This window comes from Methylobacterium terricola, assembly GCF_006151805.1.
GTDB classification, from domain to species: domain Bacteria; phylum Pseudomonadota; class Alphaproteobacteria; order Rhizobiales; family Beijerinckiaceae; genus Methylobacterium; species Methylobacterium terricola.
In genome coordinates, this window is the sequence record NZ_VDDA01000022.1 from 52121 (window position 1) to 78432 (window position 26312).

Below are 26312 nucleotides of genomic sequence, written 5' to 3' on the forward strand. Positions count from 1 at the left end.
CTCCGGGGATTATGCTGCGGCGCATACAAATAGCGGTGAATCGCCGGCCTGTAGAGGGGCCAGCCTGCCGCTGGGGTCCGACTTTCGGGGGGAAGGGGATTATTGCGCGGTGACGCCGCCGTCGATCACCATCTCGGCCCCGGTGACGAAGCCGGCCTCGTCGGAGGCGAGGTAGGCGGCGAGCCCGGCGATCTCGTCGGCCGCGGCATTGCGCCCGAGCGGCACCGCGGCGCGCAGGCGTTCGCTGAGCGCTTCCGGCGTGTAGCGGCTGCCGGCGGCGAGGTCGCGCAGCATGTCGGTCTCGGTGAAGCCGGGATGGATCGAGTTGCAGCGCACGCCGTATTTCTGGCGGGCGCAGTGCAGCGCGACCGATTTGGTGAGGAGCCGCACCGCCCCCTTCGAGGCGTTGTAGGCGGCGAGGTTGTGCCCGCCGACGATGCCGGAGACCGACGAGAGGTTGATGATCGCCCCTCCCCGCCCGGCCGGCGGCTTCATCGCCCGCACGGCGTGGCGGCAGCCGAGGAAGGTGCCGTCGACGTTGATGTCCTGAACCCGGCGCCACTCCGCGAGCGTCACCGACTCGATGGTGCCGACCACCGCGATCCCGGCATTGTTGACCAGCACGTCGAGGCCGCCGTGGCGGGCGACCGTGCGGTCGACGGCCTGCGTCCAGTCCTCGTCCCTCGTCACGTCGAGGGCGCAAGGATGGAAGGCCGGGTTCTCCGGCGCGACGCGCTCGGCCTCCGTCTCGTCGATATCGGCGAGGATCACCGCCGCCGCCCCCTCGCGGGCGAAGCGCCGCGCGATCGCGAGCCCGATCCCCCGCGCGCCGCCCGTGATCAGGGCGACCTTGCCGGCCAGACGCTGCATCCGGATTTCCTTCCCTCGCGTCCCGCCTCTTGCCGTGAAGCTCTCGCCTCGGGCGGTCCGCCAGGGTGGCGCGGCCGGAGGGCCGCCGCAAGCCTCGCCCTCAGAACTTCACCGCCGCGCCGCCGCGCACGGTGTTGAGGTTCATCTTGTGGCCGTCGAAATCGTTGAACAGCACGTACTGGTACTCGGCGCGCAGCAGCAGGTTCGGCGTGATGGCGTACTCGATGCCGGCCCCGGCCGCGATGCCGCCGACAACCTTCTCCTTGGTGCGATGGGTGATGTCCGGATCGGCCAGGATGCTGTTGCCCGGATCGGTCTGCAGGAAGGTCTTGTAGCCGGAGTAATTCACGAAGACCCGCTGCGAGGGGTCGGCGAGGGCCTGGTTGGCGCGATAGGTCGCCTGATCGTACTCGTAACCCCGCACCGCCACCGTCTCGGCGATCTGCGCCCGGCCGATGGCGAAGCCGCCGGTCACGAAGGGCATGAACCCGTCGACGCTGTAGCCGAAGCGCGCCCGGATGGTGGCGTAGTCCTGGATCTGCGTCGTCGCGTCGCCGGAGAGCTTTGCACCCCTGAGGAAGCCCAGGCTGTCGACTTGGTACTTGTGAATTGCGTCGCCGCTTCGACCGGTGAGCCCGAGATGGGTGTAATCGAGCTCGACGCCCACGATCGTGTCATCGAATTGGTAGTTCACGCCCGCGAAGGCGCCGAAGGTGATGCCGTTGCGCCGTACGTCGCGCGCGTGCATGAGCGAGGAAGCACCGAGCGTCGATTCGATCGCGGTGGCACGCAGCGCCTGGGCGACGGGGCTGCGGAACACGTCGCCGAAGCCGAAGCTGGCGCTCGACCAGCCGCCATGCCCGCCGACATAGATGCCCTCCCAGACATCCGGCACGGATACCGCCACCGGCTCGGAGGCCGTGCCCCGCAGAGCCCCGAAATCGAGATCCGCAGCCTGCGCCGCCACGGGCGCGCCCAGACCCAAGCCGACGAGAATTCCTAAGGTCGTGAAACGCATCTGGGCCGCCTCCGGCACGAGGATCGGCAAAATTTGCCGTGCCGCAGGCATCACAATGACTCGGTAACCTTAAAACTGCGTTACGGGCCTCAAAAGATGGTCCGAAATCAGACATGCGAAACGCCCGGTGCGGTGGGCGCACCGGGCGTTTCGCAGCGTCAGCCGAACAGGATCAGTAGGTCAGGCCGCCCAGTCCCGGCAGGGCGAGACCGTTGCCGAAGGCCCAGCGCAGGCCGACCCGGAACTCGTTGGCGGCGATGTCCTTGATCCGGGTGTTCTGGTTGTAGACGTCGAAGCCGGTTCGCGCCTTGCCGACCTCGAGGTAGCGGTAATTGGCATCGATGCTGACGCCGGCGCCGATCTCGTAGGAGATGCCCGCCATCGCCGCCCAGGCGAGGCCGACCGCCGTGTGGTTGGCGCGGGCATCGAACCCCTGCGCGCCGAGCTGGTAGGCGCCGTCGACGCCGCTGCCGCAGGCGGTCGTGAAGCAGGTGGTGCCGGTCCAGGCGTCGTGGAAGCGCTTGCTCGCCATGCCGACGCCCGCGCCGATATACGGCGTGACCCCCCACCAGGTACCGAGATCGACGTAGACGTTGAACAGGCCGGTCAGCACGTCGAGCTTGCCGGCCTCGGTGTTGAAGCCCTCGACGAAATTGGTGCGGGAGGAATAATCGCGGAAGCGGCTGCGGGTGCGGCCGTCGATGGTCACGTCGGCGCGCAGGAAGCTGTTGAAGCGGTAGCCGATGCCGCCGCCATAGCCGTCGGTGTCGCCGAGGCGGAAGCCGACGAGCTTGGCGCCGTCGGTGCCCGGCAGGGTGTCGTCCTTCGGGTGACGGAAGTCGCTCGCCGTGTAGTCGCCGCGCAGGTACCAGCCCGAGCCGACCTCCACCGGAACGGGAAGCGGCGGCGGTGGAGGCGGGGGCGGCAGCAGGTCGGCGGCAAGTGCCGGCGCGCCGAGCAGGCCGAGCCCGAGAAGTGCGACCGGGAAGCAGTGACCGAACCGTGCCATGGGGCGCCCTTTCCTGCCCTTCGACTCCTTGGCCGGGGCGTACTGCGCGATTGGTGATGGGCCCTGCGGCCCGGAAACAAACGTAACGTCAGGAGGTTAGCAGGCACTTAACCCTAACGGGCCGCCGGGACGTCCTCCGGCGTGGCGCCGGAGGACGGTCAGGTCGTTCAGTACTTGCGCACCAGCGGCATCATCGGGGGCGGCTCATAGGCGGCGGCGACGACCGGCGCGCCGAACATCCAGCGCATGCCGAGCTTGATGTCGTGCGCCTCGATGTCCTTGACCTTGAACGGCTGGTAGGTCTGCGCGCAGAAGCAGTTCAGCACGCCCGTCGCGCCCTCGCCGAGGTTGAGGTAGCGATAGGCCAGTTCGAGCTTCAGGTTCGGCGTGACGGCGTAGGACAAGCCGGCATGCAGGGCCCAGGCGAAATTGGTGCGGATGCGGTTCTTGTAGGTCCCGCCGCTGGTCCCGCCGAAGGACGTGTCGGCGTAATCGGTGTTGTCCGGATAGCTCAGCACGGTCTTGTTGATGCTGACCTCGGACAGGCCGGAGAAGCGGTTGAACGCCGCGCCAACGCCGGCGCCGGCGAACACGCCGAGACCGCCAAACAGCTCCTTCTCGACGTAGCCGTTCACCAGCACGACCGCGGCCGAGTAGTTGCCGCTGGTCGATTCGTCGAGCTGGGTCTTGGAGACGGTGCGCAGGCCGATGTCGTTGTAGTACTCGGACTTCGAGTTGACGCGATCATTGGTGCGGAAGCCGCTCGAGAAGCGGTATTCGCCGGTGATGTCGGCACGGAACCAGGGGGTGAACTGGTAGCCGACGCCGCCGCCGGCGAAGCCGCCGCCGCCGAGATCGCTGTTGTAGTAGTGGACCGGATCCGGATCCGGCACGGTCGACACTTTCGGCGTCGCGTACACGCTCGCCCCGACATCACCGCGCAGGTACCAGCCGCCGGCGAAGTCGACGGCGGGCGGGGGCGGCAGCAGCGGCGGGGGCGGCGGCGGCAGGAGGTCGGCGGCGTGGACGAGGCCCGGCGCGGCCACGCTCGCAGCGAGCGTGAAGATGCGCGCCAGCGCGAGTGGCTTGCTGCGGCCCATGACGGTTCCCTGTTGTGAAGGGCCGCTGCAATCATCGGGCGGCCGTTCCGGAAGACGTCACGACTGTCGCCTCGTTCGGTAAACCCGCGCTTAACGTTAAGCCTTAGGGCTGAGAAAGCGTTGCATTTGATCGAACCCGAGCCGGGACAGACACGAATCGCCCGGCTGCAAGTCGTGCGGCCAGTCTCGTCGGGTTTTCTCGCGCAGGTTGCGGAGCGGCAGGAGCGGCAATGAAGGCCGGCTCCCGCCGCGGGGCGCCGCTCAAGCCGCGACCTTGCGCAACGCCTCGACCACGTCGTCGACCACCCGCACCACGAGGTCGCGGTCGTCGCCCTCCGCCATCACCCGGATCACCGGCTCGGTGCCGGACGGGCGGATGACGAGGCGGCCGCCCTCGCCGAGGCGTTGACGGGCGCCCTCGATCGCGGTGACGACGCTGTCCTGACGCAGGGGCTCGCCCCCGGTCGCGTAGCGCACGTTCTTCAGCACCTGCGGCAGCGGATCGAAGCAGTGGCAGACCTCGCTCACCGGGCGCTGCTGGCGCTGCACCACCGAGAGGAGCTGGAGCGCCGCCACCAATCCGTCGCCGGTGGTGGCGTAATCCGACATGATGATGTGGCCCGACTGCTCGCCGCCGAGGTTGTAGCCGTGCTCGCGCATGTGCTCGAGCACGTAGCGGTCGCCGACGGCGGTGCGGACCATGCCGAGGCCAAGGCCCCCGAGATAGCGCTCGAGGCCGAGATTCGACATGATGGTGGCGACGATGCCGTTCTTCGACAGGCGGGCGTCCTCCTGCCAGGACCGGGCCACCACCGCCATCAGCTGGTCGCCATCGACCCGCTGGCCCTTTTCGTCGACGACCAGCACCCGGTCCGCGTCGCCGTCGAGCGCGATGCCGATATCGGCGCGCAATTCGCGCACCTTGCTCACCAGGGCCTCCGGCGCGGTCGAGCCGACGTCGCGGTTGATGTTGAAGCCGTCGGGCTCGGTGCCGATGGCGATCACCTCGGCGCCGAGCTCCCACAGGGTCTCGGGCGCCACCCGGTAGCCGGCACCGTTGGCGCAATCCACCACGACCCGCAGACCGTCGAGGGTCAGGTTGCGCGGCAGCGTGCGCTTGGCGAACTCGATGTAGCGGGCATGCACGCTCTCGATGCGCTTCGCCCGGCCGAGATCCTGCGAGCCGGCAAGCTTTACCTGGAGGTCGGCATCGATGAGCCGCTCGATCTCGCGCTCGACCTCGTCGGAGAGTTTGAACCCGTCGGGACCGAAGATCTTGATGCCGTTATCCTCGAACGGGTTGTGCGAGGCCGAGATCATCACCCCGATATCGGCGCGCATCGAGCGGGTCAGCATCGCGACGGCCGGCGTCGGCATCGGGCCGAGCAGGAGCACGTCCATCCCGACCGAGGTGAAGCCCGCCACCATCGCGGTCTCGATCATGTAGCCCGACAGGCGCGTATCCTTGCCGATCACCACCCGGTGGCGATGGTCGCCGCGCTGGAACACGAGCCCGGCGGCCTGTCCCACCTTGAGCGCGAGTTCCGGCGTGATCACGCCGTTGGCCCGGCCCCGGATGCCGTCGGTCCCGAAATACTTGCGCACGGTCGTCAACTCCCTGTCCCGTTCCGGGCCATCCGGCCCGCCCTCGCGCGCGACCGCGCAAGGGAGGTGCCGCTCTTCCCGGACGCGGTCACACGTGGTCTGGGTTATTTTGAGGCTCATCCACAACGACAAGGGGCGGCGGGAGTGATCCCGCCGCCCCTCATGTCGAAATCGGCCGAGTGTGGATTGTGCGTCGTGCCTCAGGCCTGCGGCTGGGGCTCGTAGCCGCCGTCGTTCTCCCGCGGCCGGCCACGGCCGGCGGAGGGGACGGGCGAGCCACGGGTCGGGTTCGTCGGGTAGTCGCCGGCATCGCGCACCGGCGGCTTGCCGTTGATGAGATCGCGGATCTCGTCGCCCGACAGGGTCTCGTACTCGAGCAGGCCGCGGGCCAGGGCCTCGAGGTCGTCGCGGCGCTCGTCGAGGATGCGGCGGGCATCCTGCAGCCCGGCCTCGACCAGGCGGCGGACCTCGGCGTCGATCTTCTGGGCGGTGGCCTCCGACACGTTCTGCTGCCGGTTGACCTGCATGCCGAGGAAAACCTCGTCGTTGTTCTCGCCGTAGGCGACAGTGCCGAGCTCGGGGCTGAAGCCCCAGCGGGTCACCATCATGCGGGCGAGACGGGTCGCCTGCTCGATGTCCGACTGGGCGCCGGACGTGACCTTGTCGTGGCCGAAGATCATCTCCTCGGCGACGCGGCCGCCCATCATGATCGCGAGGCGCGAGGTCATCTGCTCGAACGACATCGACAGCTTGTCGCGCTCCGGCAGCTGCATGACCATGCCCAGCGCCCGGCCGCGCGGGATGATCGTCGCCTTGTGGACGGGATCGGTTGCCGGGACGTTGAAGGCCACGATGGCGTGGCCGCCCTCGTGGTAGGCGGTCAGGCGCTTCTCGTCCTCGGTCATGACCAGGGTGCGCCGCTCGGCGCCCATCATCACCTTGTCCTTGGCGTCCTCGAACTCGTGCATCGTGACGATGCGCTTGCCGCGGCGGGCCGCCAGGAGGGCCGCCTCGTTGACGAGGTTCATCAGGTCGGCGCCCGAGAAGCCGGGGGTGCCGCGGGCGATCACCTTCAGGTCGACGTCGGGCGAGAGCGGCACCTTGCGGACGTGGACGCGCAGGATGCGCTCGCGGCCGATCACGTCCGGGTTCGGCACGATGATCTGGCGGTCGAAACGGCCGGGACGCAGCAGCGCCGGGTCGAGAACGTCGGGGCGGTTGGTCGCCGCGATGATGATGATGCCCTCGTTGGCCTCGAAGCCGTCCATCTCGACGAGGAGCTGGTTGAGGGTCTGCTCGCGCTCGTCGTTGCCGCCGCCCAGGCCCGCGCCGCGATGGCGGCCGACGGCGTCGATCTCGTCGATGAAGATGATGCAGGGCGCGTTCTTCTTCGCCTGGTCGAACATGTCGCGGACGCGGCTGGCGCCGACGCCGACGAACATCTCGACGAAGTCCGAGCCCGAGATGGTGAAGAACGGCACGTTGGCCTCGCCCGCGACCGCCCGGGCGATCAGGGTCTTACCGGTGCCGGGGGGGCCGACCAGCAGCACGCCGCGCGGGATGCGGCCGCCGAGGCGCTGGAACTTCTGCGGGTCGCGCAGGAACTCGACGATCTCCTGGAGATCCTCCTTGGCCTCGTCGACGCCGGCGACGTCCTCGAAGGTGACGCGGCCATGCGCCTCGGTCAGGAGCTTCGCCTTCGACTTGCCGAAGCCCATGGCCCGGCCGGCGCCGGACTGCATCTGGCGCGACAGGAAGATCCAGGCTCCGATGAACACCAGGATCGGCAGCCAGTTCACGAGCAGCGCGATGAACCACGGCGTGTTGTCCGACGGCGGACGGGCCGTGATGGTCACGCCCTTGCCCTGGAGCTTGGACACCAGCGAGGGGTCGTTCGGCGCGTAGGTCGTGAAGGTGCCGCCGCTCGTGTAGGTGCCGCTGACCTCCTGGCCGGAGATGACCACGTTCTGGATGCGGCCCTGCTCGGCATCGTTCAGGAGCTGGCTGTAGGCGATCTCCCCGCCGCCCGAGCGGTGACCCGGATTCTGGAACAGGGTCACGAGGGCCAGCACGAGCAGGAAGATGACGACCCACAAGGCGAAATTGCGGAAATTGGGGTTCATCGAAGAGTCAATCCCTGAGGAGCGCGGCACCGCGCGGGCGTGCTGGGGTGGGTGCCGGCACTCGGAGCCCAATGTAGGCACCCGCCCGATGCTTGCCAAGTAATCGACCACGCCTGCGGCGCCGCGGGCCGGCCGGTTTACGATTCGTCACCCGCCGGCGTCGCCCGCGGCACCCGGCGCGGCGGCGCGGGCGCCAGGGTCAGGCGGCCGCCGTCGGCGGTGAGGAGGAGCCCCGCGAGGGTGCGCCGGCATGGCGTGCCTGCCCGCAAGGCCGGCAGGAGAGCGTCGAGCAATGCCCGTTCCAGCCGCTCGAGGCGCACCGGAGGCGCGGCCGCAACCTCGCGCAGGGACGCGACCGCAAGCCCCACCGCCCGCAGCGCCACCGCCTCCGGCAAGGCCGCGAGATCGGCGCCTTCGAGGATCAGCCGTCCGTCCCCCCGCGGGTCGACGCGCCGCAGATCGCGCAAGGCGTCCGCGGCCGCCGCGGCGAGCGCCGTCTCGTCGCGGCGCAGGCGCCCGGCGAGCCGTTCCAGGCGGTCCGCGGTCAGCCCCTCCTCGGCGAGGAGCGGCAGGAGCCGGCGCAGGCGGGCGCGGCCGAAGCGCGGATCGGTGTTCGACGGGTCGCGCACATACGGCCAGCCCCGCGCCTCGCAGGTCGCGACGAGGCGGGCCTTCGCGATCGAGAGGAATGGTCGGGCGAGGGTGAGGCCATCGAGGGGGCGGGCCGGTGCCATCCCGGCGAGGCCAGCCGGGCCGGAGCCGGCGCACAGGCGCATCAGCACCGTCTCGGCCTGATCGTCGAGGGTGTGGGCCGTGAGGACGAGGTCGGCGCCGGCCTCGGCGGCGAGACCGGCCAGCAGGCCGTAACGCGCCGACCGGGCCGCCTCCTGCAGTCCCGCCGTCGGCTTTCGACCGGACCAGGCCAGCGTCCGGTGCGGCAATCCGAGGCGGGCGGCGAGACCGGCCACGCCCGCAGCCTCCGCCGCCGAGCCGGGCCGCAGGCCGTGATCGATGGTGGCGACGAGAAGGGGAATCCGGCCCTCGGCCTGGGCGGCGCAGCCCATCAGGGCCGTCGAATCGGGACCGCCGGAGACCGCCAGCACCGCCCCCCGGAAGGGGCTTCGCGGTCCGATCCAGGGCCCGAGGAGATCGTCCCCCTCCTCCACCGCGAGGGGACCATCCAGGCCGCTCACGCGATGGCGCTCATGCGGCGGCGCTCACGCCGCGCAGCGCGCGCGCCGCTGTTCCCGGTCGACGCCCTGCTTCACGGTCGAGGAGGCCTGCGGGAACTTGCGCTCCAGCTCGGCCAGGGTGGCGCAGGCCTGCTCCCGGGCGCCAAGCGCGTTGAGCGAGGCGCCGAGCTTCAACATCGCATCCGGCGCCTTGCGCGAGCGGGCATAGTCGGTCGAGACCTTCAGGAATTGCTCCGCCGCCTCGCGGGTGCGGTTGCGCTGCAGGTAGCTCTCGCCGAGCCAGTAGGTCGCGTCCGGCACCAGGGTGTCGCGGGGATGCGACTGGATGAACTGGCGCAGGCTCATCTCGGCCTGCTCGTACTGGCGCTGCAACACGTAGGCATAGGCCGCCTCGTAATCCGCTTTCGCGTCGCCGGTGCCGGTGGCGGCGACGCTGGCCGAGGGGCGCGGTGCGGCGGGAGCCGGCACGGCGGCCGGGCGGGATGGCGGACGCAGATCCACGGGCTCGCCGTAATCCGGCGTCTCGTCCTCGATCGCGGCGCGGGGCGGCGCAAGGGCAGCGGTGGCGCCCGGCGTCGCGGGGGCCGCCGCCGCGGCGCGGGGCGCCTGGCTCGGGGTCGTCGCGCCGAGTTGCTGCGGCGCGCCGATAGCGCCCGGATTCTGGGACGGGTCGAAGGCGTCGCTGCGCTTCTGGGGCTTGGGCTGCGGGGTCGCGGCCGCCGGGCGTTGGCCGCCCTTCGCTTCCTGGAAGCGGTACTCGACGTCCTCCTGGAACTTGCGCAGCTGCTCCTTGAGCTGGCGGTTCTCGTACTGGAGCGATTCGATCTGGCCCGCCATCTGGCGCGACTGGTTCTCCAGCCGGTTGAGGCGCACCACGAACTCGGAGGCGTCCTGGGCGGCGGCCGGGCAGGCGGCAGCGAGTGCCAGCGCGGACACGGCCAGGGCGGGGGCGAGGATCAGGCGGCGAAGCATGGCGGGGCGCATCACGGCTCGGGTCAGGCGGCGGGTCCGCACTCGGGAGCGCGGGTTAGCAGATGCCGCGGCTCCCCGCAAAAGGGACGGAGCGACTCGCTCCGTCCCGCCGGACGACAGGCGGCGGCGACCGCAGCCGCCTGCCCGGGACGACGTAGGGCGGTGGAGCACCGCCCCCTGTGGTTACGAGCCGGCGCCACCGTCGAGCACCGTGACGGCGCGGCGGTTCTGCGACCAGCACGAGATGTCGTTGCACACCGCCACCGGGCGCTCCTTGCCGTAGGACACGGTGCGCATGCGGTTTCCGCCGATGCCGCGGGAGGCGAGGTAATCGCGCACGGCCTGGGCGCGGCGGGCGCCGAGGGAGAAGTTGTACTCGCGGGTGCCGCGCTCGTCGGCATGGCCCTCGATCAGGAACGTGTAGCGCGGATAGCGCTGCAGCCACTGCGCCTGCTTGTCGAGGGTCGCGGTGGCGGTCGAGGTCAGATCGGTCGAATCGGACTCGAAGAACACCCGGTCGCCGATATTGACGACGAAGTCCTGGGCGCTGCCCGGGGTCGCCGGCCCGCCGCGGCCGTAGCCACCCGCGCCGCCGGCCCCTCCGGCGCCGTAGGCCGCCGAGGCGTCGGCGAGATCGTTGTTGCTCGCGCAGGCCGCCATCGACAGGGCGAGCGCGAACGCGGCGGTGATCTTGAGCGCGCGCAGGGGCGCGAGCGGCAGCGGCATCGACCAAAACTCCTCTGGCGGCCTGGTTCCAGGCCGCACCCGGCGCGACGCGAGCGTTTCACGGGCCCGGCGACGCCACACAACACGCATCCGTCTGTAGTCCCGGCCGGTTAAGCGAAGGTTCCGTCAAGCTTGACGACCCCTTGCCGCCTCCTGCGATCGTCGCACGACCCGGCCGAGCCCCGCCCGATGCGCGGAGCCAGGCGCCACACACCGTTGAAATACGGCCACGCTGCGGCGCCGCGAGGCGATGAGGCACGACGGTGCGCGCCGTGACATCCTGGCAACACCGGGGCCGGCGCCGGCTGCCGGCCGCGTCGGCGGCCATGGTTGACCCTTCGTTAATCAAATGGCCCGACCGTCATCGCATCGACGGCCGAGATTCCCTCCCGATGCCCGCGCCCCTGCCCTCCCCCCGGACACCACAGCCCGGCACCAAGCCCTGCGTTCTCATCGTCGAGGACAGCTACATGCTGCTCGAACTGCTGGTGACCCTGTGCGAGCAGCACGGGATCGAGACCCTGACCGCGTCGAGCGGCGAGGCGGCGCTGACCCTGCTGCGCGAGCACGGTCCGCGTATCGATTGGCTCCTCACCGACATCCGGCTCCCCGGCCTCGTCGACGGCTGGAGCGTGGCGGAGGCGTACCGGCAGATCCAGCCGGACCGGCCGGTGATCTATTCCTCAACCACGGCCAACCTGAAGCACACGGCGGTGCCCGGCAGCATCTTCGTGACCAAGCCGTTCGTGATCTCCGACATCCTGCGCCTGGCCCGGATGATGGCGAGCGAGATGGAGGTGTCGCGCCAGCTCTGCGCGTGAGCCGGTCTCACGACCCGGTGGCGGCCCGGGCCGCGGCCGCCGCCTTGGCGTTCGCATTCTCCTCGGCCGCGTCGGCGGCCTCGCTGAGGCGAAAGTCCCGCGCCCGCGCTTCGCAGCGGGCGCGCAACACGTCGAGCTCCTCCTCGCTCAGGTGCTCGATGCCGATATAGGCGTTCTGGGCCGCGCTCGCCCGGATCAGCTCGTCGAGCTTCGCCTGGATCGCCGCACCATCGCGGTTCTGGGTGTTCTGGATCAGGAACACCATCAGGAACGTCACGATGGTGGTACCGGTGTTGATGATCAGTTGCCAAGTATCCGAGTAGTGGAACAGCGGGCCGGTCAGCGCCCAGACCACGATCAGCAGCAGGCTCGCCGCGAACGTGCCGGGCCGGCCCGCCGCGCGGGCGACGGAGGCGGCGAAATCCGAGAAGGTGCGGATGCGACTCGTGACCATCATGGCTCCCGCGGCGGCCCGGATTCTCAGGTGTTTCCCCAGTGTTTCCAGAGGCTCAGGGCCGATGAGCGTCCGCTTACGAATTCCGATCCGGCAGCGGCGGTTCCCCTCTTGACGAAGCCCGGGGCTCGGCGCAGTGACGGCCCGCCCGCGATCCCCTGGTGCCGCGGCCATCCCGGACAATCTCCACTTCATGCCGAGCGACAGTCACAGTCGACCGCCCTTGCCGTCTCCGGCCTGAGGTCCCGCGCTCCCGCGAGCGGCTGAGGGCGACCGGCCGGGGACGGCCGGCCGACGCTCAAGCGCCGAGTAGGTGAGCCATGACCGATACCGTGATCGACGCCCCCGTCGAGCCCGCTTCCCTCGCCGCGCGCCTCGCCGAGGAGAGCGCTCCGGACATCGTCGAAGCCCTCAACCGGGAGGCGCCGGAGGTGGCCGCCGCCATCCTGTTGAGCCTGCCGCACGACCGTGCCGTCGAGGTGCTGGACCAGCCCGAGCTCGAGTGCGCCCCCGACATCATCGAGATGCTGCCGCGCGACCGCGTCGCCTCGTTCCTGTCGGGCATGTCGGCCGACCGGGTCACCGACGTGTTCAAGGAGATCGAGGAGCCCGGGCGTTCGGACCTGCGCACCCGCCTCGACGCCGAGACCCGTGGCGCGGTCGACAAGCTCATCGCCTATCCGGAGGAGAGCGTCGGCTCGATCATGACGACCGAGTTCGTCGCCGTGCCGACGACCTGGACCGTCGGCCTCACCCTCGACTACATCCGCAAGGTCGAGCGCACCCGCGAGACCGTCTACTCGATCTTCGTGCTCGACCCGCGCACCGGGGCGCTCGCCAAGGCGGTCCCCCTGCGCCGGCTGATCACCGGCCACCCGGAGGACACTATCCTGTCGGTGGCGCCGAACCGGCGCCCGGTCGTGGTCTCGGCCGATGCCAGCCGCAACGAGGCGGCGCGGCTGATCTCGAAATACGATCTCCTGGCGATCCCGGTGGTCGATGCGAGCAACCACGTCGTCGGCATCGTCACCGTCGACGACGTGATCGACGCGATGATCCAGAAGCAGACCGAGGACGTGCAGCGCTTCGGCGGCATGGAGGCGCTCGACGAGCCCTACATGTCGATCAACTTCCTCACCATGATCCGCAAGCGGGCCGGCTGGCTCTGCGTGCTGTTCCTCTCCGAGATGCTGACCGCCAGCGCCATGCAGGGCTTCGAGGGCGAATTGGAGAAGGCCCTGGTGCTGACCCTGTTCATCCCGCTGATCATGAGTTCGGGCGGCAATTCGGGCTCGCAGGCGACCTCGCTGCTGATCCGGGCGCTCGCCCTGCACCAGGTCCGCTTGAGCGATTGGTGGCGGGTGGCGCTCCGCGAGATCCCGGCCGGCCTGACGCTCGGCGCGATCCTCGGCACGATCGGCGTCGTGCGGATCGTGATCTGGCAGAAGCTCGGCTTCTACGATTACGGCGAGCACTGGTTCCTGGTCGCCGCCACCGTCGGCACGGCGCTCGTCGGCATCGTGCTGTTCGGCTCGCTCACCGGCTCGATGCTGCCCTTCGTCCTCCAGCGCGTCGGCTTCGACCCAGCCACGGCGTCGGCGCCGTTCGTGGCGACCCTGGTCGACGTGTCGGGGCTGGTGATCTACTTCACGGTGGCGCTGGTGATCCTGAAAGGGACGCTGCTGTAGGCGACGGCACGATCAAGTCCTGAACCGTCGGCGGTCGTGGATCCCGGGTTCCGCTGCGCGGCCCCCGGGATGACGGTGCGGGGTCCAGATCCGTCGCGGGAATCGGCAGGGCTCGAACGCCCGGCTACCGCTCCTCGATCGTCAGCTTCTGGAACCCCTTCGCCGCGAGCTTCGGCCGCTTGGCGCTGAGGATCCGGGAGTTCACCCCGGTCCAGCCGATCTCGCCCGACAGGCGTCCGTACTCGATCTTCGGGCAGCGGTTCATCACCACGGTGACGCCCCGCGTCTCGGCCCGGGCGGCACCGTCGTCGTTGCGCACGCCGAGCTGCATCCAGATCACCTGCGGCAGCGGGTCGAGGGCGAGCGCCTCGTCGACCAGCGGGCCGGCAGCCTCGGAATTGCGGAAGATCTCCACCATGTCGACCGGGTGGGCGAGGTCGGCGAGCCGCGCCACCACCGGCCGGCCCAGGATCTCGCCCCCGGCGAGGCCCGGATTGACCGGGATCACCTGATAGCCGCGCTCCAGCAGGTACTTGGTGACGATCCAGCTCGGCCGGGCCGGGTTGGCGGAGGCGCCGACGAGGGCGATCGTGCGCACCCGGCGGAGGATCGCCCGCAGGGCCTCGTCGTCGTAGCGGTCGTGGTTCATCGGGCGGCCTTCTTGTCGAGGAACGCCGCGATCCCGTCCTCGGCGGACCGGGCGAGCATGTTCTCGGTCATCACCCGCCCGGCATGGGCGTAGGCCTGCGCGAGCGGCATCTCCAGCTGCTCGTAGAAGGCGCGCTTGCCGACCCGCACCGTGTAGGCGCTGCGGGACGCGATCCCGGCCGCCAGTTCCTGCGCCTCCCTCAGCGCCGTGCCGGCGGGCACCACCCGGTTGACGAGGCCGAGCGCCCTCGCCTCCTCGGCCTCCGCCAGCTCGGCGGTGAGCAGCATCGCCATCGCGGCCTTGCGCGACAGGTTGCGCGACAGCGCCACCATCGGGGTCGAGCAGAACAGGCCGATCTGCACGCCCGGGGTCGCGAAACGCGCCTCCGTACCGGCCACCGCGAGGTCGCAGGAGGCGACGAGCTGGCAGCCCGCCGCGGTCGCGATCCCCTCCACCGCCGCGATCACCGGCTGCGGCAGGGCGGGGATCGCCATCATCACCGACGAGCAGAGATCAAACAGATCCTTGAACCGCGCCGCGCCACGATCGGCATCGGCCCGGTAGGCGGTCATCTCCTTGAGGTCGTGGCCGGCGCAGAAGGCCGGTCCCTCCGCCGCCAGCACCACGGCGCGCACGCTCTCGTCGGCGGAGAGCCGAGCGAATTCCTCGGACAGGGCGGTGAGGAGCGCGTGCGACAGGGCGTTGCGGGCGCGGGGCCGGTTAAGGACCAGGGTCGCGACGCCGTCGCGGTCGTCCCGGAGGAGCAGGGGGGTGTCTGACATGCGGTCTCGGCTGAGGAGGCAACGGATGGCCTATTGTCCGGTGCCGGGCGTCGTGCTGCAAGATCGTGCAGAACGATGAACGGACACGCTGCCCGCATGCTCCCTGCCCCCGTGATGGACCGCGACGCGGTCGCGGCCTTCCTCGACGAGGTTTTCCCGCAGATCCATCACGGCGGCCCCGGCCCGGTGGTCGAGAGCGTCGGTCCGATGACGGCGACGATGCGCCTGCCCTACCACGAGCGCCACCTCCGGCCGGGCGGGACGATCTCCGGCCCGGCGATGATGGGGCTCGCCGACGTGGCGCTCTACGTCGCGATCTTGAGCCAGGTCGGCCCGGTGGCGCTCGCCGTCACCACCAACCTCTCGTTCAACTTCATGCGCAAGCCCGCACAGGCCGATCTCCTCGCCGAGGCGCGCCTGCTCAAGCTCGGGCGCTCGCTGGCGGTGGGCGAGGTGCTGATCCGCAGCCTCGGCCGGGACGACCTCGTCTGCCACGCCACCGGCACCTACGCGCTGCCGCCAAAATAGCGGTATCATGATACCTCTACGCGGAAGCTGCTCGAAAAACTCAGCTTTTCGCGTTTTCGGATTTCTCGCGTCGCTTGACGTGGGCGCGAACCTGATTTACTGAGCCGGCCATCGCCGCTGCGCGCTCGTCACTGACCGCGGCGGCGTCCTGTTTTTTTCGTCAAGACTTCCGGGACTTATCCGCGATGAAGACCTTTTCGCTGAAGCCCGCCGACGTCGACAAGAAGTGGGTGATCATCGACGCGGAGGGCCTCGTGGTCGGCCGCCTGGCGTCGATCATCGCGATGCGTCTGCGGGGCAAGCACAAGCCCCAGTACACGCCCCACGTCGATTGCGGCGATAACGTCATCGTCATCAATGCGGAGAAGGTGAAGTTCACCGGCCGCAAGTATAACCAGAAGGTGTACTATCACCACACTGGTTACGCCGGTGGCATCAAGGAGCGTTCGGCCAAGTTCATCCTCGAGGGCCGCTTCCCCGAGCGCGTCGTCGAGAAGGCCGTGGAGCGCATGCTGCCGCGCGGCCCGCTGTTCCGGCAGATCCTGGGCAACCTCCGGGTCTACAAGGGCAACGAGCACCCCCACACCGCCCAGCAGCCGGAGACGCTCGACGTCGCCGCTCTCAACCGCAAGAACGTGAGCGCGTAAGATGGCGACCCTTCAGTCCCTCGCCGACCTCGGCCAGGCCAACAAGGCCTCTCTCTCGCAGGGCGAGAACAACGAGGCCCCGGTCCACGTCCAGAAGCTGGACTCCCTGGGCCGCGCCTACGCCACCGGCAAGCGCAAGGACGCGATCGCCCGCGTCTGGATCAAGCCCGGCGCCGGCAAGATCACGGTGAACGACCGCCCGGTCGACACCTACTTCGCCCGCCCGGTGCTGCGCATGATCCTGCAGCAGCCGCTCCAGATCGTCGACCGCGTCGACCAGTACGACATCGTCGTGACGGTGGCCGGCGGCGGCCTCTCGGGCCAGGCCGGCGCGGTGCGCCACGGCCTGTCGAAGGCCCTGACCTATTACGAGCCGGAGCTGCGGTCGTCGCTGAAGCGCGAAGGCTTCCTGACCCGCGACCCGCGCGTGGTCGAGCGCAAGAAGTACGGCCGCAAGAAGGCCCGCCGCAGCTTCCAGTTCTCGAAGCGCTAAGGCGACCTATCGGTCGACACAAAGAAGGGCGGGCCCGCGAGGGTCCGCCCTTTCTCGTTGTGTGTCAGGCGTTCAGCGCCTTCTCCAGCTCGCCCTTCGACATGGACGACCGGCCCGGGATGTTCTTCGCCCGGGCCTTCTGCATCAGCTCGGCCTTGGTCGGGCCGCTCTCCCGGCTGCCGGTCTTGTGCGAGGCCCTGCGCGCCGCAGCGGCCTTCTTGGCCACGTCCTTCGGCTGCTTCGAATGCTGCTGGCCCTTGGCGCTGTCGGCGCGCTTCTTGGCGGTCGAGCGCTTGTACTCGTCGTCCGAGAGCGTCTCCCGGGCCTTCTTCGGCAGGTAGCGCTCGCCGGTCTCGCCGCTCTTCTCGCCCGACTTGGTGCCCCACTCCTCGTCGGTCCATTGCTTGAGGTGGTTGTCGGACGACTTCTTGCCCTCGTAGCCGCCGCCCTCCTCCTTGTATTCCTGCACCGCCATCTGCGCCTTGCGCGCCGACCATTGGCCAGGCTTGCCGCCCTTCGACGAGCGGGTGACGTCCTTCTTGACCTTCTCCCACAGCTTCGGGTCGGTCTTCTTGGCGGTACCGGCCATGGTGTGCTCCTGCTGACATCTGCCGTGATCTGCCAGCACAACCGGGCGGCACGGGGCGGGTTCCGCTGCGGCGCTTTCCCTTGTGGATGACTGTGCCCTTGTGGACGGCCGTACGGCACGGCACGGTCGCGGACCGTTCGGCTTACTCCCGCGCCCGAGGACCGTGATTGCCGATTGACTTGGAGGCCCCTCGATTCCAATCACCACGCGCGTCGTTCGGCATCGGCCGATCCGCGCCACGGGGCAGCCGCCCACGGAGCTTTCGCCCATGACCCGCAAGCACAGCCCGAGCGTCTTCATCGACGGCGAGGCCGGCACGACCGGTCTCGGCATCCGCGAGCGCTTGGCCGCCTTCGACGACATCACCCTGCGGTCGATCCCGCACGAGAGCCGCAAGGACCCGGAGGCGAAGCGCGCCCTCCTGGGCGAGGTCGACCTCGTGGTCCTCTGCCTGCCCGACGAAGCCTCGCGCGAGACGGCGGCGCTGGCTGATTCGCTGCCCGGCGGCGGCCCGCGGCTGCTCGATGCCAGCACCGCCTACCGGGTCGATCCGGCCTGGACCTACGGCTTCGCCGAGCTGGCGCCGGAGCAGGAGGGCGCCATCCGGGCGTCCCGCCGCGTCTCCAACCCGGGCTGCTACCCGACCGGCGGCATCGCACTCCTGCGCCCGCTGATCGATGCCGGCCTGATCCCTGCCGATCATCCGATCAGCATCAACGCGGTCTCGGGCTATAGCGGCGGCGGCCGCAAGATGATCGAGGCCTACGAGGCCGGCGAGGCTCCGGCCTTCCAGCTCTACGGCCTCGGCTTCGGCCACAAGCACCTGCCCGAAACGCAGACATACAGCGGCCTCACCCGGCGCCCGATCTTCGTGCCGTCGGTGGGCAACTTCCGGCAGGGCATGCTGGTGTCGATCCCGCTCCACCTCGACCTGCTGCCCGGACAGCCGAGCCCGGCCGACCTCGAAGCGGCGCTCGCCACCCGTTACGCCGGCGCGAAACTGGTCAAGGTGGTGACCGGCGCCGAGGACGGCGCCCATCGCGAGCGCATCGAGCCCGAGGCGCTGAACGACACCGACATGCTGGAGTTGCGGGTGTTCGGCTCCGACACGCACCGCCACGCGGTGCTGGTCGCGCGCCTCGACAATCTCGGCAAGGGTGCGTCGGGGGCCGCGGTGCAGAACCTGCGCCTGATGCTCGACCTCGATTGACGCGTCGACCGGAGGGCCGCCCGGCCTTCCGGCCATTCCCGAAAGGTGCCGCGATGACCGAGACCCGCCCGCCGCTGCCGCCCTTCGACGCCACGAGCGCCGCCGCGAAGGCCCGCGCCGCCGAGGATGCGTGGAACAGCCGCGATCCCGTCCGGGTGTCGCTGGCCTATACGCCGGACAGCTCCTGGCGGAACCGGGCCGAGTTCTTCTCCGGGCGCGAGGCCATCGTGGCCTTCCTCACCCGCAAATGGGACCGCGAGCTCGAGTACCGCCTGATCAAGGAGGTCTGGGCCCACCACCAGAACCGCATCGCGGTCCGCTTCGCCTATGAGTGGCGCGACGATTCCGGTCACTGGTTCCGCTCCCACGGCAACGAGCAGTGGGAGTTCGACGAGGCCGGCCTGATGCGTCGCCGCGAGGCCTCGATCAACGACGTGCCGATCACTGAGGCCGACCGCAAGTTCCGCTGGCCCCTCGGCCGCCGCCCGGACGACCATCCCGGTCTGAGCGGCCTCGGCCTGTGACGGCGATGCGGCCGTGCCGGAGCCGCATCGCAGGACGGCCTTACCCCCGCGGCGGGATCTCCAGTCCCCGCTGCACCGCCGGCCGGGCGAGGCTCCGCTCGAGCCAGCCCGGAACGGCCGTGAGCGTGTCGTACTCGACCAGCTCACGGGCCTCGTAGAACCCGATCAGGTTGCGCACCCAGCCGATGAGCGCGATGTCGGCGATGGTGTAGTCGGCGCCCATGATCCAGTCGCGGCCGGCGAGCCGCGTCTCCAGCACCCGGAGCAGGCGCTTCGACTCGTCGCGGTAGCGCTCGAGCGGCCGCTTGTCGGCGATCTCGCGGCCGGCGAACTTGTGGAAGTAGCCGAGCTGGCCGAACATCGGCCCGACCGCCGCCATCTGGAAGAACAGCCACTGCGCCGTCTCGTAGCGCCCGGCGGGATCGGACGGGATCAGCCGCCCGGTCTTCTCCGCGAGGTAGAGCAGGATCGCGCCCGATTCGAACAGCCCGAGGGGTTTGCCGCCCGGCCCGTCCGGATCGATGATCGCCGGGATCTTGCCGTTGGGGTTGAGCGACAGGAATTCCGGAATCCAGGTCTCGTTCTTGCCGATCTGGACGGTGTGCGCCTCGTAGGGGAGGCCGAGCTCCTCGAGCGCGATCGACACCTTCACGCCGTTCGGCGTCGGGAAGGAATAGAGCTGGATCCGGTCCGGGTGACGGGCCGGCCAGCGCGCGGCAATCGGGAAGGCGGAGAGGTCGAGCATCGCGTCGCGGCTCCCATGGGTGGGGGCGGCGACGATACCCGGCCTCCGGCAGCGGGCAAGCCGGCTGTTAGGCCTTTCCCTCAGGGCTCCGCCGCGAGGTGCTTGGCCAAGAGCGGCAGGTGATCGCTGCCATGCCCGGCCTCGACCAGCCGGTCGAGATCGGCGAAGACCCCTTCGGCGACGGCATGCGCCGCCCCCAGATCCTCGGCCATCGCCACGTAGTAGCTCAGGTCCTTGCGGGCATTGGCGATCGAGAACCGCATCGGCGAGGAATCGCCGGACAGAAGGTAGGGCGAGAGCCGGTCGAGGGCCGCCCCATGGCCGCCGCCCTTGCGCAGCACGTCGACCAGGATCTCCGGCGCGATCCCCGCCTTACCGGCGCAGGCCGCCGCCTCGGCGATCAGGGCGACGGAACCGAGCGAGACGTAGTTGTGCAGGAGCTTCAGGGTGTGGCCGGCCCCGGCCTCCAGCCCGGCATGGAAGATGTTCTCCGCGAAGGTCGAGAGCAGCGGCTGCATGGCGGAGAATAGCTCAGGATCGGCCCCGACGAGCAGGTTGAGCCGGCCTTCCGCCGCCTCCTTCGGGGTGCGGGTCATCGGCGCGTCGAGGAAGCGCCCGCCTGCCTGGCTCACCTGTGCGGCGATCCGCGCCGTCGAGGCCGGGATCGCGGTCGAGCAATCGATCACCACCGTGCCGGGGCGCAGGGCGGCGAGCAGGCCGCCCTCGCCGAGGAGAACGTCCTCGACCTGCGGCGTGCCGGTGACGCACAGGATGATCACGTCGCTCAGCCGCGCGAGGGACGCCCGGTCGGCGTGGCGCGTCGCGCCCAAGCCGTCGAGGTCGGCGGTCGGCTGGTTGCCCGGATGGTCGAGGTAGCCGAGGGGCCAGCCCTTGCGGACGACGTTGAGGGCGATGCCGTGCCCCATCAGGCCGACGCCGACGATGCCGATGGTCTGCTTCGTCATGGATGTTCCTTTCTCCTCGATGGACGGTCAGGCGAGCGCCCGGCGCACGGCGTCGGTCACCTCGGTGCAGGTCGCGGCCCCGCCGAGGTCGCGCGGCACCGCCCGTCCGTCGCGCAAGGTCGTGGCGACCGCAGCCTCGACCCGGTCGGCCGCCCGGGCCAGGTCCGCGTCGTGCTTCCGGTCGCCGAGCCAGCGCAGCATCATCGCCCCGGACAGGATGGTGGCAATCGGACTCGCGGCGTTCTGGCCGGCGATGTCCGGCGCCGAGCCGTGGGCGCCTTGGAACAGGGCGTGGGTATCGCCGATCTCGCCCGAGGGCGAGATGCCCATGCCGCCGACGGTCGCGGCACCGAGATCCGAGATGATGTCGCCGAACATGTTCTCGGCCACGATCACGTCGTAGAAGTCCGGCCGCTTGAGCATGTGGACGGTGATCGCGTCGGCATAGGCGTAGTCGATCGCGATGCCGGGATATCCGGCATGGACCTCGTCGCAGATCCGGCGGAAGAAGGCGTAGCTCCGCAGGATGTTGGCCTTGTCGCAGACCGTCACCCGACGCTGCCCGTCCCGCGGCGCGCCGCTCCGTCGCGCGGCGAGGTCGAAGGCGAAGCGGGCCACCCGCTCGGTGCCCTTGCGGGTGACGACGAGGCTGTCCGAGGCGATCTCGTCGCGCAGCAGCACCCCGGCGCCGCGGCTGGCATAGAGCCCCTCGGTGTTCTCGCGCACGATGACGTAGTCGATGCCGCCGCCCTCGAAGGCGCGCAACGGCGAGAGCACGCCGGGCAGGAGCTTGATCGGCCGGACATTGGCGTAGAGGTCGAGCCGAAAGCGCAGGCGCAGGTGCAAATCGTTGCCGACCTCCGTCCCGTCCGGATAGACGACGCCCGGCAGGCCGGCAGCCCCGTGCAGGATCGCGTCGGCGTCGCGGCAGCCGGCGAAGGTCTCGTCCGGCAAGACCTCGCCGCTCCTCCTGTAATGCCCGGCGCCGCCCTCCAGACCGTCGAAGGCGAGGGTGTCGGCCCCGCAGGCCTCGGTCAGCACCGCCGTCGCGGCCCGCGTGACCTCGGGGCCGATGCCGTCGCCCTCGATGGTGGCGATGCGATATCGCGCCATTTTCGCCCTCCTCCCTTGAGATCTGCGTCTGATGCGGAACCTTTGACGGGGCGCCTAGCACGGCGCCGCGGGCCGCGACATCCGGTCCGACGCATGACAGGGGAGGAGCGACCGATGACGGGAGAGCCGTTCACCTACCATGTTCCGGACGCGGCGATCGCCGACCTGCGCGAACGCCTCGCCCGCACCCGCCTGCCCGATCAGGCCCCCGAGGCGCCCTGGACCTACGGCACCGACGTGAGCTACCTCGCCGCGCTGATCGCCGAATGGCGCGACCGGTTCGACTGGCGCGCACAGGAAGCGGCGCTCAACGCCTTCCCGCAGACCAGGGTGCAGGTGGGCGACATCGACATCCACTGCCTGCACGTCCCGGGCACGGGGCCGACCCCTCGCCCGCTCCTCCTCTGTCACGGCTGGCCGGGCTCGGTCTTCGAGTTCCTCGATCTCATTCCGCGCCTGACCGACCCGGTCCGCTTCGGCGGCCGGCCCGAGGATGCTTTCACGGTGGTCGCTCCGTCGCTCCCCGGCTACGGCCTGTCGTTCCGCCCGGGCCAGCCGCGTCTCGGCGTCGAGGAGATCGCCGACCATTTTTCGGAGTTGATGACGCGCCTCGGCTACGACCGCTTCATGATGCAGGGAGGCGATTGGGGCGCCTTCATCACCACGCGGCTCGCCTGGCGTTACCCGGAGCGGGTCGAGGGCCTGCATCTCAACATGCTGCCGGTGCGCCGCGACCTGTCGGGCCGCGACGCGACGCCCGAGGAGGCCGCCCATTACGAGCGCGTCGGGGCCTGGCTGAAGGACGAGACGGGCTACCAGTGGATCCAGGGCACCAAGCCCCAGACCCTCGCCTTCGCCCTCACCGATTCGCCGGCCGGGCTCGCTGCCTGGATCGTCGAGAAGTTCCGGTCCTGGTCGGATTGCGACGGCACGATCGAGACCGCGATCCCGCGCGATCGGATGCTCGCCAACATCTCGCTCTACTGGTTCACCGGCGCCATCGGCTCGTCGTTCCACCCCTATCATGCGCGGATGCACCGGCCCTGGCCCGTCCCCTCCGGCGAGACGATCCGCGTCCCGACCGCCTATGCGGCGTTCCCCAAGGAGATGGTCCGTCCTCCCCGCTCGCTCGCCGAGGCGACGATGTTCGCCGACTTGCGTCGCTGGACCGAGATGCCGCGGGGCGGCCACTTCGCGGCGCTCGAACAGCCGGACCTTCTCGCCGAGGATCTCCGCGCCTTCGCGGCAACCTTACGCGGCTGACCCGCACTGGCGCCGAAGATGCATGGCGGCGGGCCCCGATCCTCCTGCGCGGTCGCCCCATGCCTCACCCGTCATATCCCTCCGTCACATGTGCGCCTGGAGCCGGCAGGTGAGCGGGCCCGACGGCTGGGCCGAGCGGCGGCGCATCGCCGAGCAGGTGCGGGGCGAGCGCGCCTGGTCGCTCTGGGGCCCGTATCTCAGCGAGCGGCAATGGGGCACGGTGCGGGAGGATTACAGCCGCGACGGCAATGCCTGGCGCTCCCTCACGCACGAGGAGGCACGCTTTCGCGCCTATCGCTGGGGCGAGGACGGCATCGCCGGGCTCACCGACGACCATGGGCTCATGTGCCTCTCCCTCGCCCTCTGGAACGGGCAGGACCGCGTCCTCAAGGAGCGCCTGTTCGGCCTGACCAACGAGGAGGGCAATCACGGCGAGGACGTCAAGGAAGTCTACCACTACCTCGACGCGGTCCCGAGCCACGCCTATCTCAAGATCCTGTACCGTTACCCGCACGCCGCGTTCCCCTACGAGGCGCTCCTCGCCGAGAGCCGCCGGCGCGGCCGCGACGCGCCCGAATACGAGATCGAGGAGACCGGCGTCTTCGACGGCCTGCGCTTCTTCGACGTCACGGTCGAATACGCCAAGGCGGATGCCGACGACATCCACGTCGTCGTGACAGCGGTGAACCGGGCGCCGGAGCCCGCCCCCCTGCACCTCGTGCCCCAGCTCTGGTTTCGCAACACGTGGTCCTGGCGCGAGGGAGCCGAGGCTTGGCGGCCCCGGCTGACCGCGCGGCCGGACGGCAGCATCGCCTGCGAGCACCCGCGCCTCGGCTCCTACCGGCTGACCTACGACGGGGCGCCGGCGCTGCTGTTCTGCGAGAACGAGACCAACCCGCGCCGGTCCGGTGCGCTCGGCCCGTTCAAGGACGGGCTCAACGCGGCAATCGTCGAGGGCGACACCGACGCCGTGGTGGCGGAGGGCGGCACGAAGCTCGGCCTGCATTACGCCCTCACCCTGCCGGCCGGCGGCCGGGCGGTGGTGCGCCTCCGCCTCTGCTCCGGCGGCACGCCCCGCCCGGTCGATGCCGGCGGCGCGGTGGTGGCCCGGCGCCTCGCCGAGGCCGACACCTTCTACGACGCCCTTCAGGATGGGATCGCGGATCCGGACGAACGCCGGATCTACCGCCAGGCCGCCGCCGGACTGATCTGGACCAAGCAGCTCTACCGCTACGACGTCGGCCTGTGGCTGCGGGGCGACCCGCTCCAGCCCCCGCCTCCGGCGGAGCGGCGCAAGGGCCGCAACACCGCCTGGGCCCACATGGCCGCCGCCGACGTGCTGTCGATGCCCGACACGTGGGAGTATCCCTGGTTCGCCGCCTGGGACCTCGCCTTTCACTGCATCCCCTTGGCCCTGCTCGATCCGGACTTCGCCAAGGCGCAACTCCTGCTCCTCACCCGCGAATGGTACATGCATCCGAACGGCCAGCTTCCGGCCTACGAGTGGGAGTTCGGCGACACCAACCCGCCGGTCCATGCCTGGGCGGTGCTGCGGGTGTTCCAGATCGACCGCGACCGGCGCGGCGGCCGCGGCGACCTCGCCTTCCTGGAAGGCGTCTTCCACAAGCTCCTGATCAACTTCACCTGGTGGGTGAACCGCAAGGACGCGACCGGCCGCAACGTCTTCCAGGGCGGCTTCCTCGGACTCGACAATGTCGGGGTCTTCGACCGCTCGCGCCCGCCTCCGGGCTTCGGCCTCGTCCACCAGGCCGACGGTACCGCCTGGATGGCGATGTACGCGCTCACCATGATGCGCATCGCTCTCGAGCTCGCTGTGCACAACGACGTCTATGAGAGCACGGCCTCGAAGTTCTTCGAGCACTTCCTGCTCATCGCCGAGGCGATGACCGATATGGGCGGCGAGGGATTCGGGCTCTGGGACGAGGAGGACCAGTTCTATTACGACCAGGTCGACCTGCCGGACGGGCGCATGATCCCGCTGCGGGTGCGCTCGATGGTCGGGCTGGTGCCGCTCTTCGCCGTCGAGGTGATCGAGCCCTCGATGCTGCAGCGCCTGCCGGACTTCGCCCGGCGCCTGCACTGGGTGCTGCAGAACCGCCCCCACCTCGCCCGCCTGGTGTCCCGCTGGACCGAGGGCGGCGTCGGCGACCGCAAGCTCCTGTCGCTCCTGCGCGGCCAGCGGATGAAGGCGCTCCTGCGCCGCATGCTCGACGAGGCGGAGTTCCTCTCGCCCTTCGGCGTGCGCTCGCTCTCGAAGGCGCATCAGGCCCAGCCCTACACCCTCGACGCGCTCGGGGCCTCGTTCACCGTGCGCTACGATCCGGCCGATTCGACCTCGGGGATGTTCGGCGGCAACTCGAACTGGCGCGGGCCGGTCTGGCTGCCGATGAACTACCTGATCATCGACTCCCTGCGGCGCTTCCATACCTATTACGGCGAGGATTTCCGGGTCGAGCACCCGACCGGATCGGGGCAGCTCCTGTCCCTGGAGGCGATCGCCGATGCCCTGGAGGACCGGCTGATCGGTCTGTTCACCAAGGACGAAGCCGGGCGGCGCCCGGCGTTCGGCGACGGTCCCCGTCCTCCGGACGGCGATGACGAGGCCCTGCTGTTCCACGAGTTCTTCGACGGGGATACCGGCCGCGGTCTCGGCGCCTCGCACCAGACCGGCTGGACTGCCCTGGTGCTGAACCTGCTGCATCACCGCGCCCGACGGCGCCCGACCGAGGGGTGAGCGCAGGGCCGAGCGCCTCCTGCATCGGGGTCACGCCCCGCGAGCCGTCACACGGGTCTCGACGCCCGTCCTCGAAGCCACGGCGTACATACCCATCTAGTGTACACGGCGGCCGCGTGGCCTGGGCAGTCCCCCTGCCCTTGTCCGTCGCCTCGGCCGTGCCGCCTCGGTTCCGGTCGTGTTGACAGGCAAGCCGGCTACCCTTAAACGACCGCTCACCGACGGGGCGCCGCGACGAGCGGCTCCGCCCTGACGAACCTTCCCAGAAGACGACGAAGCAAGGGCCAGGGCAACCCGGCGCTGCTTTCCGTTCTCTGGAAGGTCTGGATCTGGCTCCGGCCCGATCAGCTCTTTGACAAGTGCATACGAGAAAGAGAAGCGTGGACGGCGTCGTCCCTGCGGACCGGGCCTTCGGGTCTGGTCGTGAGTAGGATGATGCTGGTCTGACGTTTCGGTGCTCACACGATCAG

The 26312-nt window shown here is 70.0% G+C and carries 25 protein-coding genes; 9 read left to right on the top strand and 16 right to left on the bottom strand.

Annotated elements, in window-relative coordinates:
* Positions 1-99: 99 nt before the first annotated feature.
* From FF100_RS28970 to pal, 9 genes are all read right to left on the bottom strand, one after another.
* Positions 100-870: a glucose 1-dehydrogenase gene (locus tag FF100_RS28970; RefSeq protein WP_139039257.1), complete on the bottom strand. Its 771-nt coding sequence runs from the start codon at positions 868-870 to the stop codon at positions 100-102.
* Positions 871-970: 100 nt separating this feature from the next.
* Positions 971-1888, bottom strand: coding sequence for an outer membrane protein (locus FF100_RS28975; RefSeq protein WP_139039258.1), 918 nt, complete (start codon positions 1886-1888; stop codon positions 971-973).
* Positions 1889-2060: 172 nt separating this feature from the next.
* Positions 2061-2897, bottom strand: a complete 837-nt coding sequence (locus FF100_RS28980) for an outer membrane protein (RefSeq protein ID WP_139039259.1) — start codon at positions 2895-2897, stop codon at positions 2061-2063.
* 167 nt (positions 2898-3064) lie between these two features.
* Positions 3065-3997, bottom strand: coding sequence for an outer membrane protein (locus FF100_RS28985; RefSeq protein WP_139039260.1), 933 nt, complete (start codon positions 3995-3997; stop codon positions 3065-3067).
* A 261-nt stretch (positions 3998-4258) separates the two neighbouring features.
* Positions 4259-5602 carry a phosphoglucosamine mutase gene (gene glmM / locus FF100_RS28990; protein WP_139039283.1) on the bottom strand — a complete coding sequence of 448 codons (1344 nt, stop codon included), beginning with the start codon at positions 5600-5602 and terminating at the stop codon, positions 4259-4261.
* Between the two features lie 200 nt (positions 5603-5802).
* Complete coding sequence (gene ftsH / locus FF100_RS28995; RefSeq protein WP_139039261.1) at positions 5803-7725, bottom strand: ATP-dependent zinc metalloprotease FtsH; 1923 nt, start codon at positions 7723-7725, stop codon at positions 5803-5805.
* A 137-nt stretch (positions 7726-7862) separates the two neighbouring features.
* A complete protein-coding gene (gene tilS / locus FF100_RS29000; protein WP_246102500.1) occupies positions 7863-8918 on the bottom strand; it encodes a tRNA lysidine(34) synthetase TilS in 1056 nt (351 codons plus the stop codon).
* 24 nt (positions 8919-8942) lie between these two features.
* On the bottom strand, positions 8943-9890 hold the full coding sequence (ybgF, locus tag FF100_RS29005; protein ID WP_139039262.1) for a tol-pal system protein YbgF: 948 nt from the start codon (positions 9888-9890) through the stop codon (positions 8943-8945).
* 183 nt (positions 9891-10073) lie between these two features.
* Entirely contained in the window at positions 10074-10616 is a 543-nt protein-coding gene (gene pal / locus FF100_RS29010) for a peptidoglycan-associated lipoprotein Pal (protein WP_139039263.1), read from the bottom strand.
* Positions 10617-11008: 392 nt separating this feature from the next.
* On the opposite strand from pal, the gene FF100_RS29015 reads away from it, so the two are divergent.
* Positions 11009-11437: a response regulator gene (locus tag FF100_RS29015; protein WP_139039264.1), complete on the top strand. Its 429-nt coding sequence runs from the start codon at positions 11009-11011 to the stop codon at positions 11435-11437.
* Between the two features lie 7 nt (positions 11438-11444).
* Here FF100_RS29015 and FF100_RS29020 read toward each other — a convergent pair whose 3' ends face one another.
* A complete protein-coding gene (locus FF100_RS29020; protein WP_139039265.1) occupies positions 11445-11891 on the bottom strand; it encodes a low affinity iron permease family protein in 447 nt (148 codons plus the stop codon).
* Between the two features lie 320 nt (positions 11892-12211).
* On the opposite strand from FF100_RS29020, the gene mgtE reads away from it, so the two are divergent.
* Entirely contained in the window at positions 12212-13579 is a 1368-nt protein-coding gene (gene mgtE, locus FF100_RS29025) for a magnesium transporter (protein ID WP_139039266.1), read from the top strand.
* Between the two features lie 124 nt (positions 13580-13703).
* On the opposite strand, the gene FF100_RS29030 is transcribed toward mgtE, so the two are convergent.
* Positions 13704-14228: a CoA-binding protein gene (locus FF100_RS29030; RefSeq protein ID WP_139039267.1), complete on the bottom strand. Its 525-nt coding sequence runs from the start codon at positions 14226-14228 to the stop codon at positions 13704-13706.
* The gene (locus FF100_RS29035; protein ID WP_139039268.1) at positions 14225-15010 is read right to left on the bottom strand and encodes an enoyl-CoA hydratase; all 786 of its coding nucleotides are present in this window, start codon (positions 15008-15010) and stop codon (positions 14225-14227) included. Before FF100_RS29035 ends, FF100_RS29030 begins: the two co-directional genes overlap by 4 nt.
* Before the next feature lie 96 nt (positions 15011-15106).
* Between FF100_RS29035 and FF100_RS29040 the strand changes: the two genes are divergently transcribed.
* From FF100_RS29040 to rpsI, 3 genes are all read left to right on the top strand, one after another.
* Complete coding sequence (locus FF100_RS29040; protein WP_139039269.1) at positions 15107-15538, top strand: PaaI family thioesterase; 432 nt, start codon at positions 15107-15109, stop codon at positions 15536-15538.
* Between the two features lie 185 nt (positions 15539-15723).
* Positions 15724-16185 (top strand): 50S ribosomal protein L13, encoded by a 462-nt coding sequence (gene rplM, locus FF100_RS29045; protein ID WP_060847471.1) that lies wholly within the window; start codon positions 15724-15726, stop codon positions 16183-16185.
* Between the two features lies 1 nt (position 16186).
* The gene (gene rpsI, locus FF100_RS29050; protein WP_139039270.1) at positions 16187-16678 is read left to right on the top strand and encodes a 30S ribosomal protein S9; all 492 of its coding nucleotides are present in this window, start codon (positions 16187-16189) and stop codon (positions 16676-16678) included.
* A gap of 64 nt (positions 16679-16742) precedes the next feature.
* On the opposite strand, the gene FF100_RS29055 is transcribed toward rpsI, so the two are convergent.
* The gene (locus tag FF100_RS29055) at positions 16743-17267 is read right to left on the bottom strand and encodes a DUF5872 domain-containing protein (protein ID WP_139039271.1); all 525 of its coding nucleotides are present in this window, start codon (positions 17265-17267) and stop codon (positions 16743-16745) included.
* 268 nt (positions 17268-17535) lie between these two features.
* On the opposite strand from FF100_RS29055, the gene argC reads away from it, so the two are divergent.
* Positions 17536-18477 (top strand): N-acetyl-gamma-glutamyl-phosphate reductase, encoded by a 942-nt coding sequence (gene argC / locus FF100_RS29060; RefSeq protein WP_139039272.1) that lies wholly within the window; start codon positions 17536-17538, stop codon positions 18475-18477.
* Positions 18478-18530: 53 nt separating this feature from the next.
* Positions 18531-19001 (top strand): nuclear transport factor 2 family protein, encoded by a 471-nt coding sequence (locus FF100_RS29065; RefSeq protein ID WP_139039273.1) that lies wholly within the window; start codon positions 18531-18533, stop codon positions 18999-19001.
* A 40-nt stretch (positions 19002-19041) separates the two neighbouring features.
* Here FF100_RS29065 and FF100_RS29070 read toward each other — a convergent pair whose 3' ends face one another.
* From FF100_RS29070 to FF100_RS29080, 3 genes are all read right to left on the bottom strand, one after another.
* On the bottom strand, positions 19042-19746 hold the full coding sequence (locus FF100_RS29070) for a glutathione S-transferase N-terminal domain-containing protein (protein ID WP_139039274.1): 705 nt from the start codon (positions 19744-19746) through the stop codon (positions 19042-19044).
* An 80-nt stretch (positions 19747-19826) separates the two neighbouring features.
* Complete coding sequence (locus FF100_RS29075) at positions 19827-20711, bottom strand: NAD(P)-dependent oxidoreductase (RefSeq protein ID WP_139039275.1); 885 nt, start codon at positions 20709-20711, stop codon at positions 19827-19829.
* Between the two features lie 27 nt (positions 20712-20738).
* The gene (locus FF100_RS29080; protein ID WP_139039276.1) at positions 20739-21824 is read right to left on the bottom strand and encodes an isocitrate/isopropylmalate dehydrogenase family protein; all 1086 of its coding nucleotides are present in this window, start codon (positions 21822-21824) and stop codon (positions 20739-20741) included.
* A 114-nt stretch (positions 21825-21938) separates the two neighbouring features.
* On the opposite strand from FF100_RS29080, the gene FF100_RS29085 reads away from it, so the two are divergent.
* Positions 21939-23087: an epoxide hydrolase family protein gene (locus FF100_RS29085; RefSeq protein WP_139039277.1), complete on the top strand. Its 1149-nt coding sequence runs from the start codon at positions 21939-21941 to the stop codon at positions 23085-23087.
* A gap of 109 nt (positions 23088-23196) precedes the next feature.
* Positions 23197-25842: an MGH1-like glycoside hydrolase domain-containing protein gene (locus FF100_RS29090; protein ID WP_139039278.1), complete on the top strand. Its 2646-nt coding sequence runs from the start codon at positions 23197-23199 to the stop codon at positions 25840-25842.
* Positions 25843-26312: the final 470 nt, after the last annotated feature.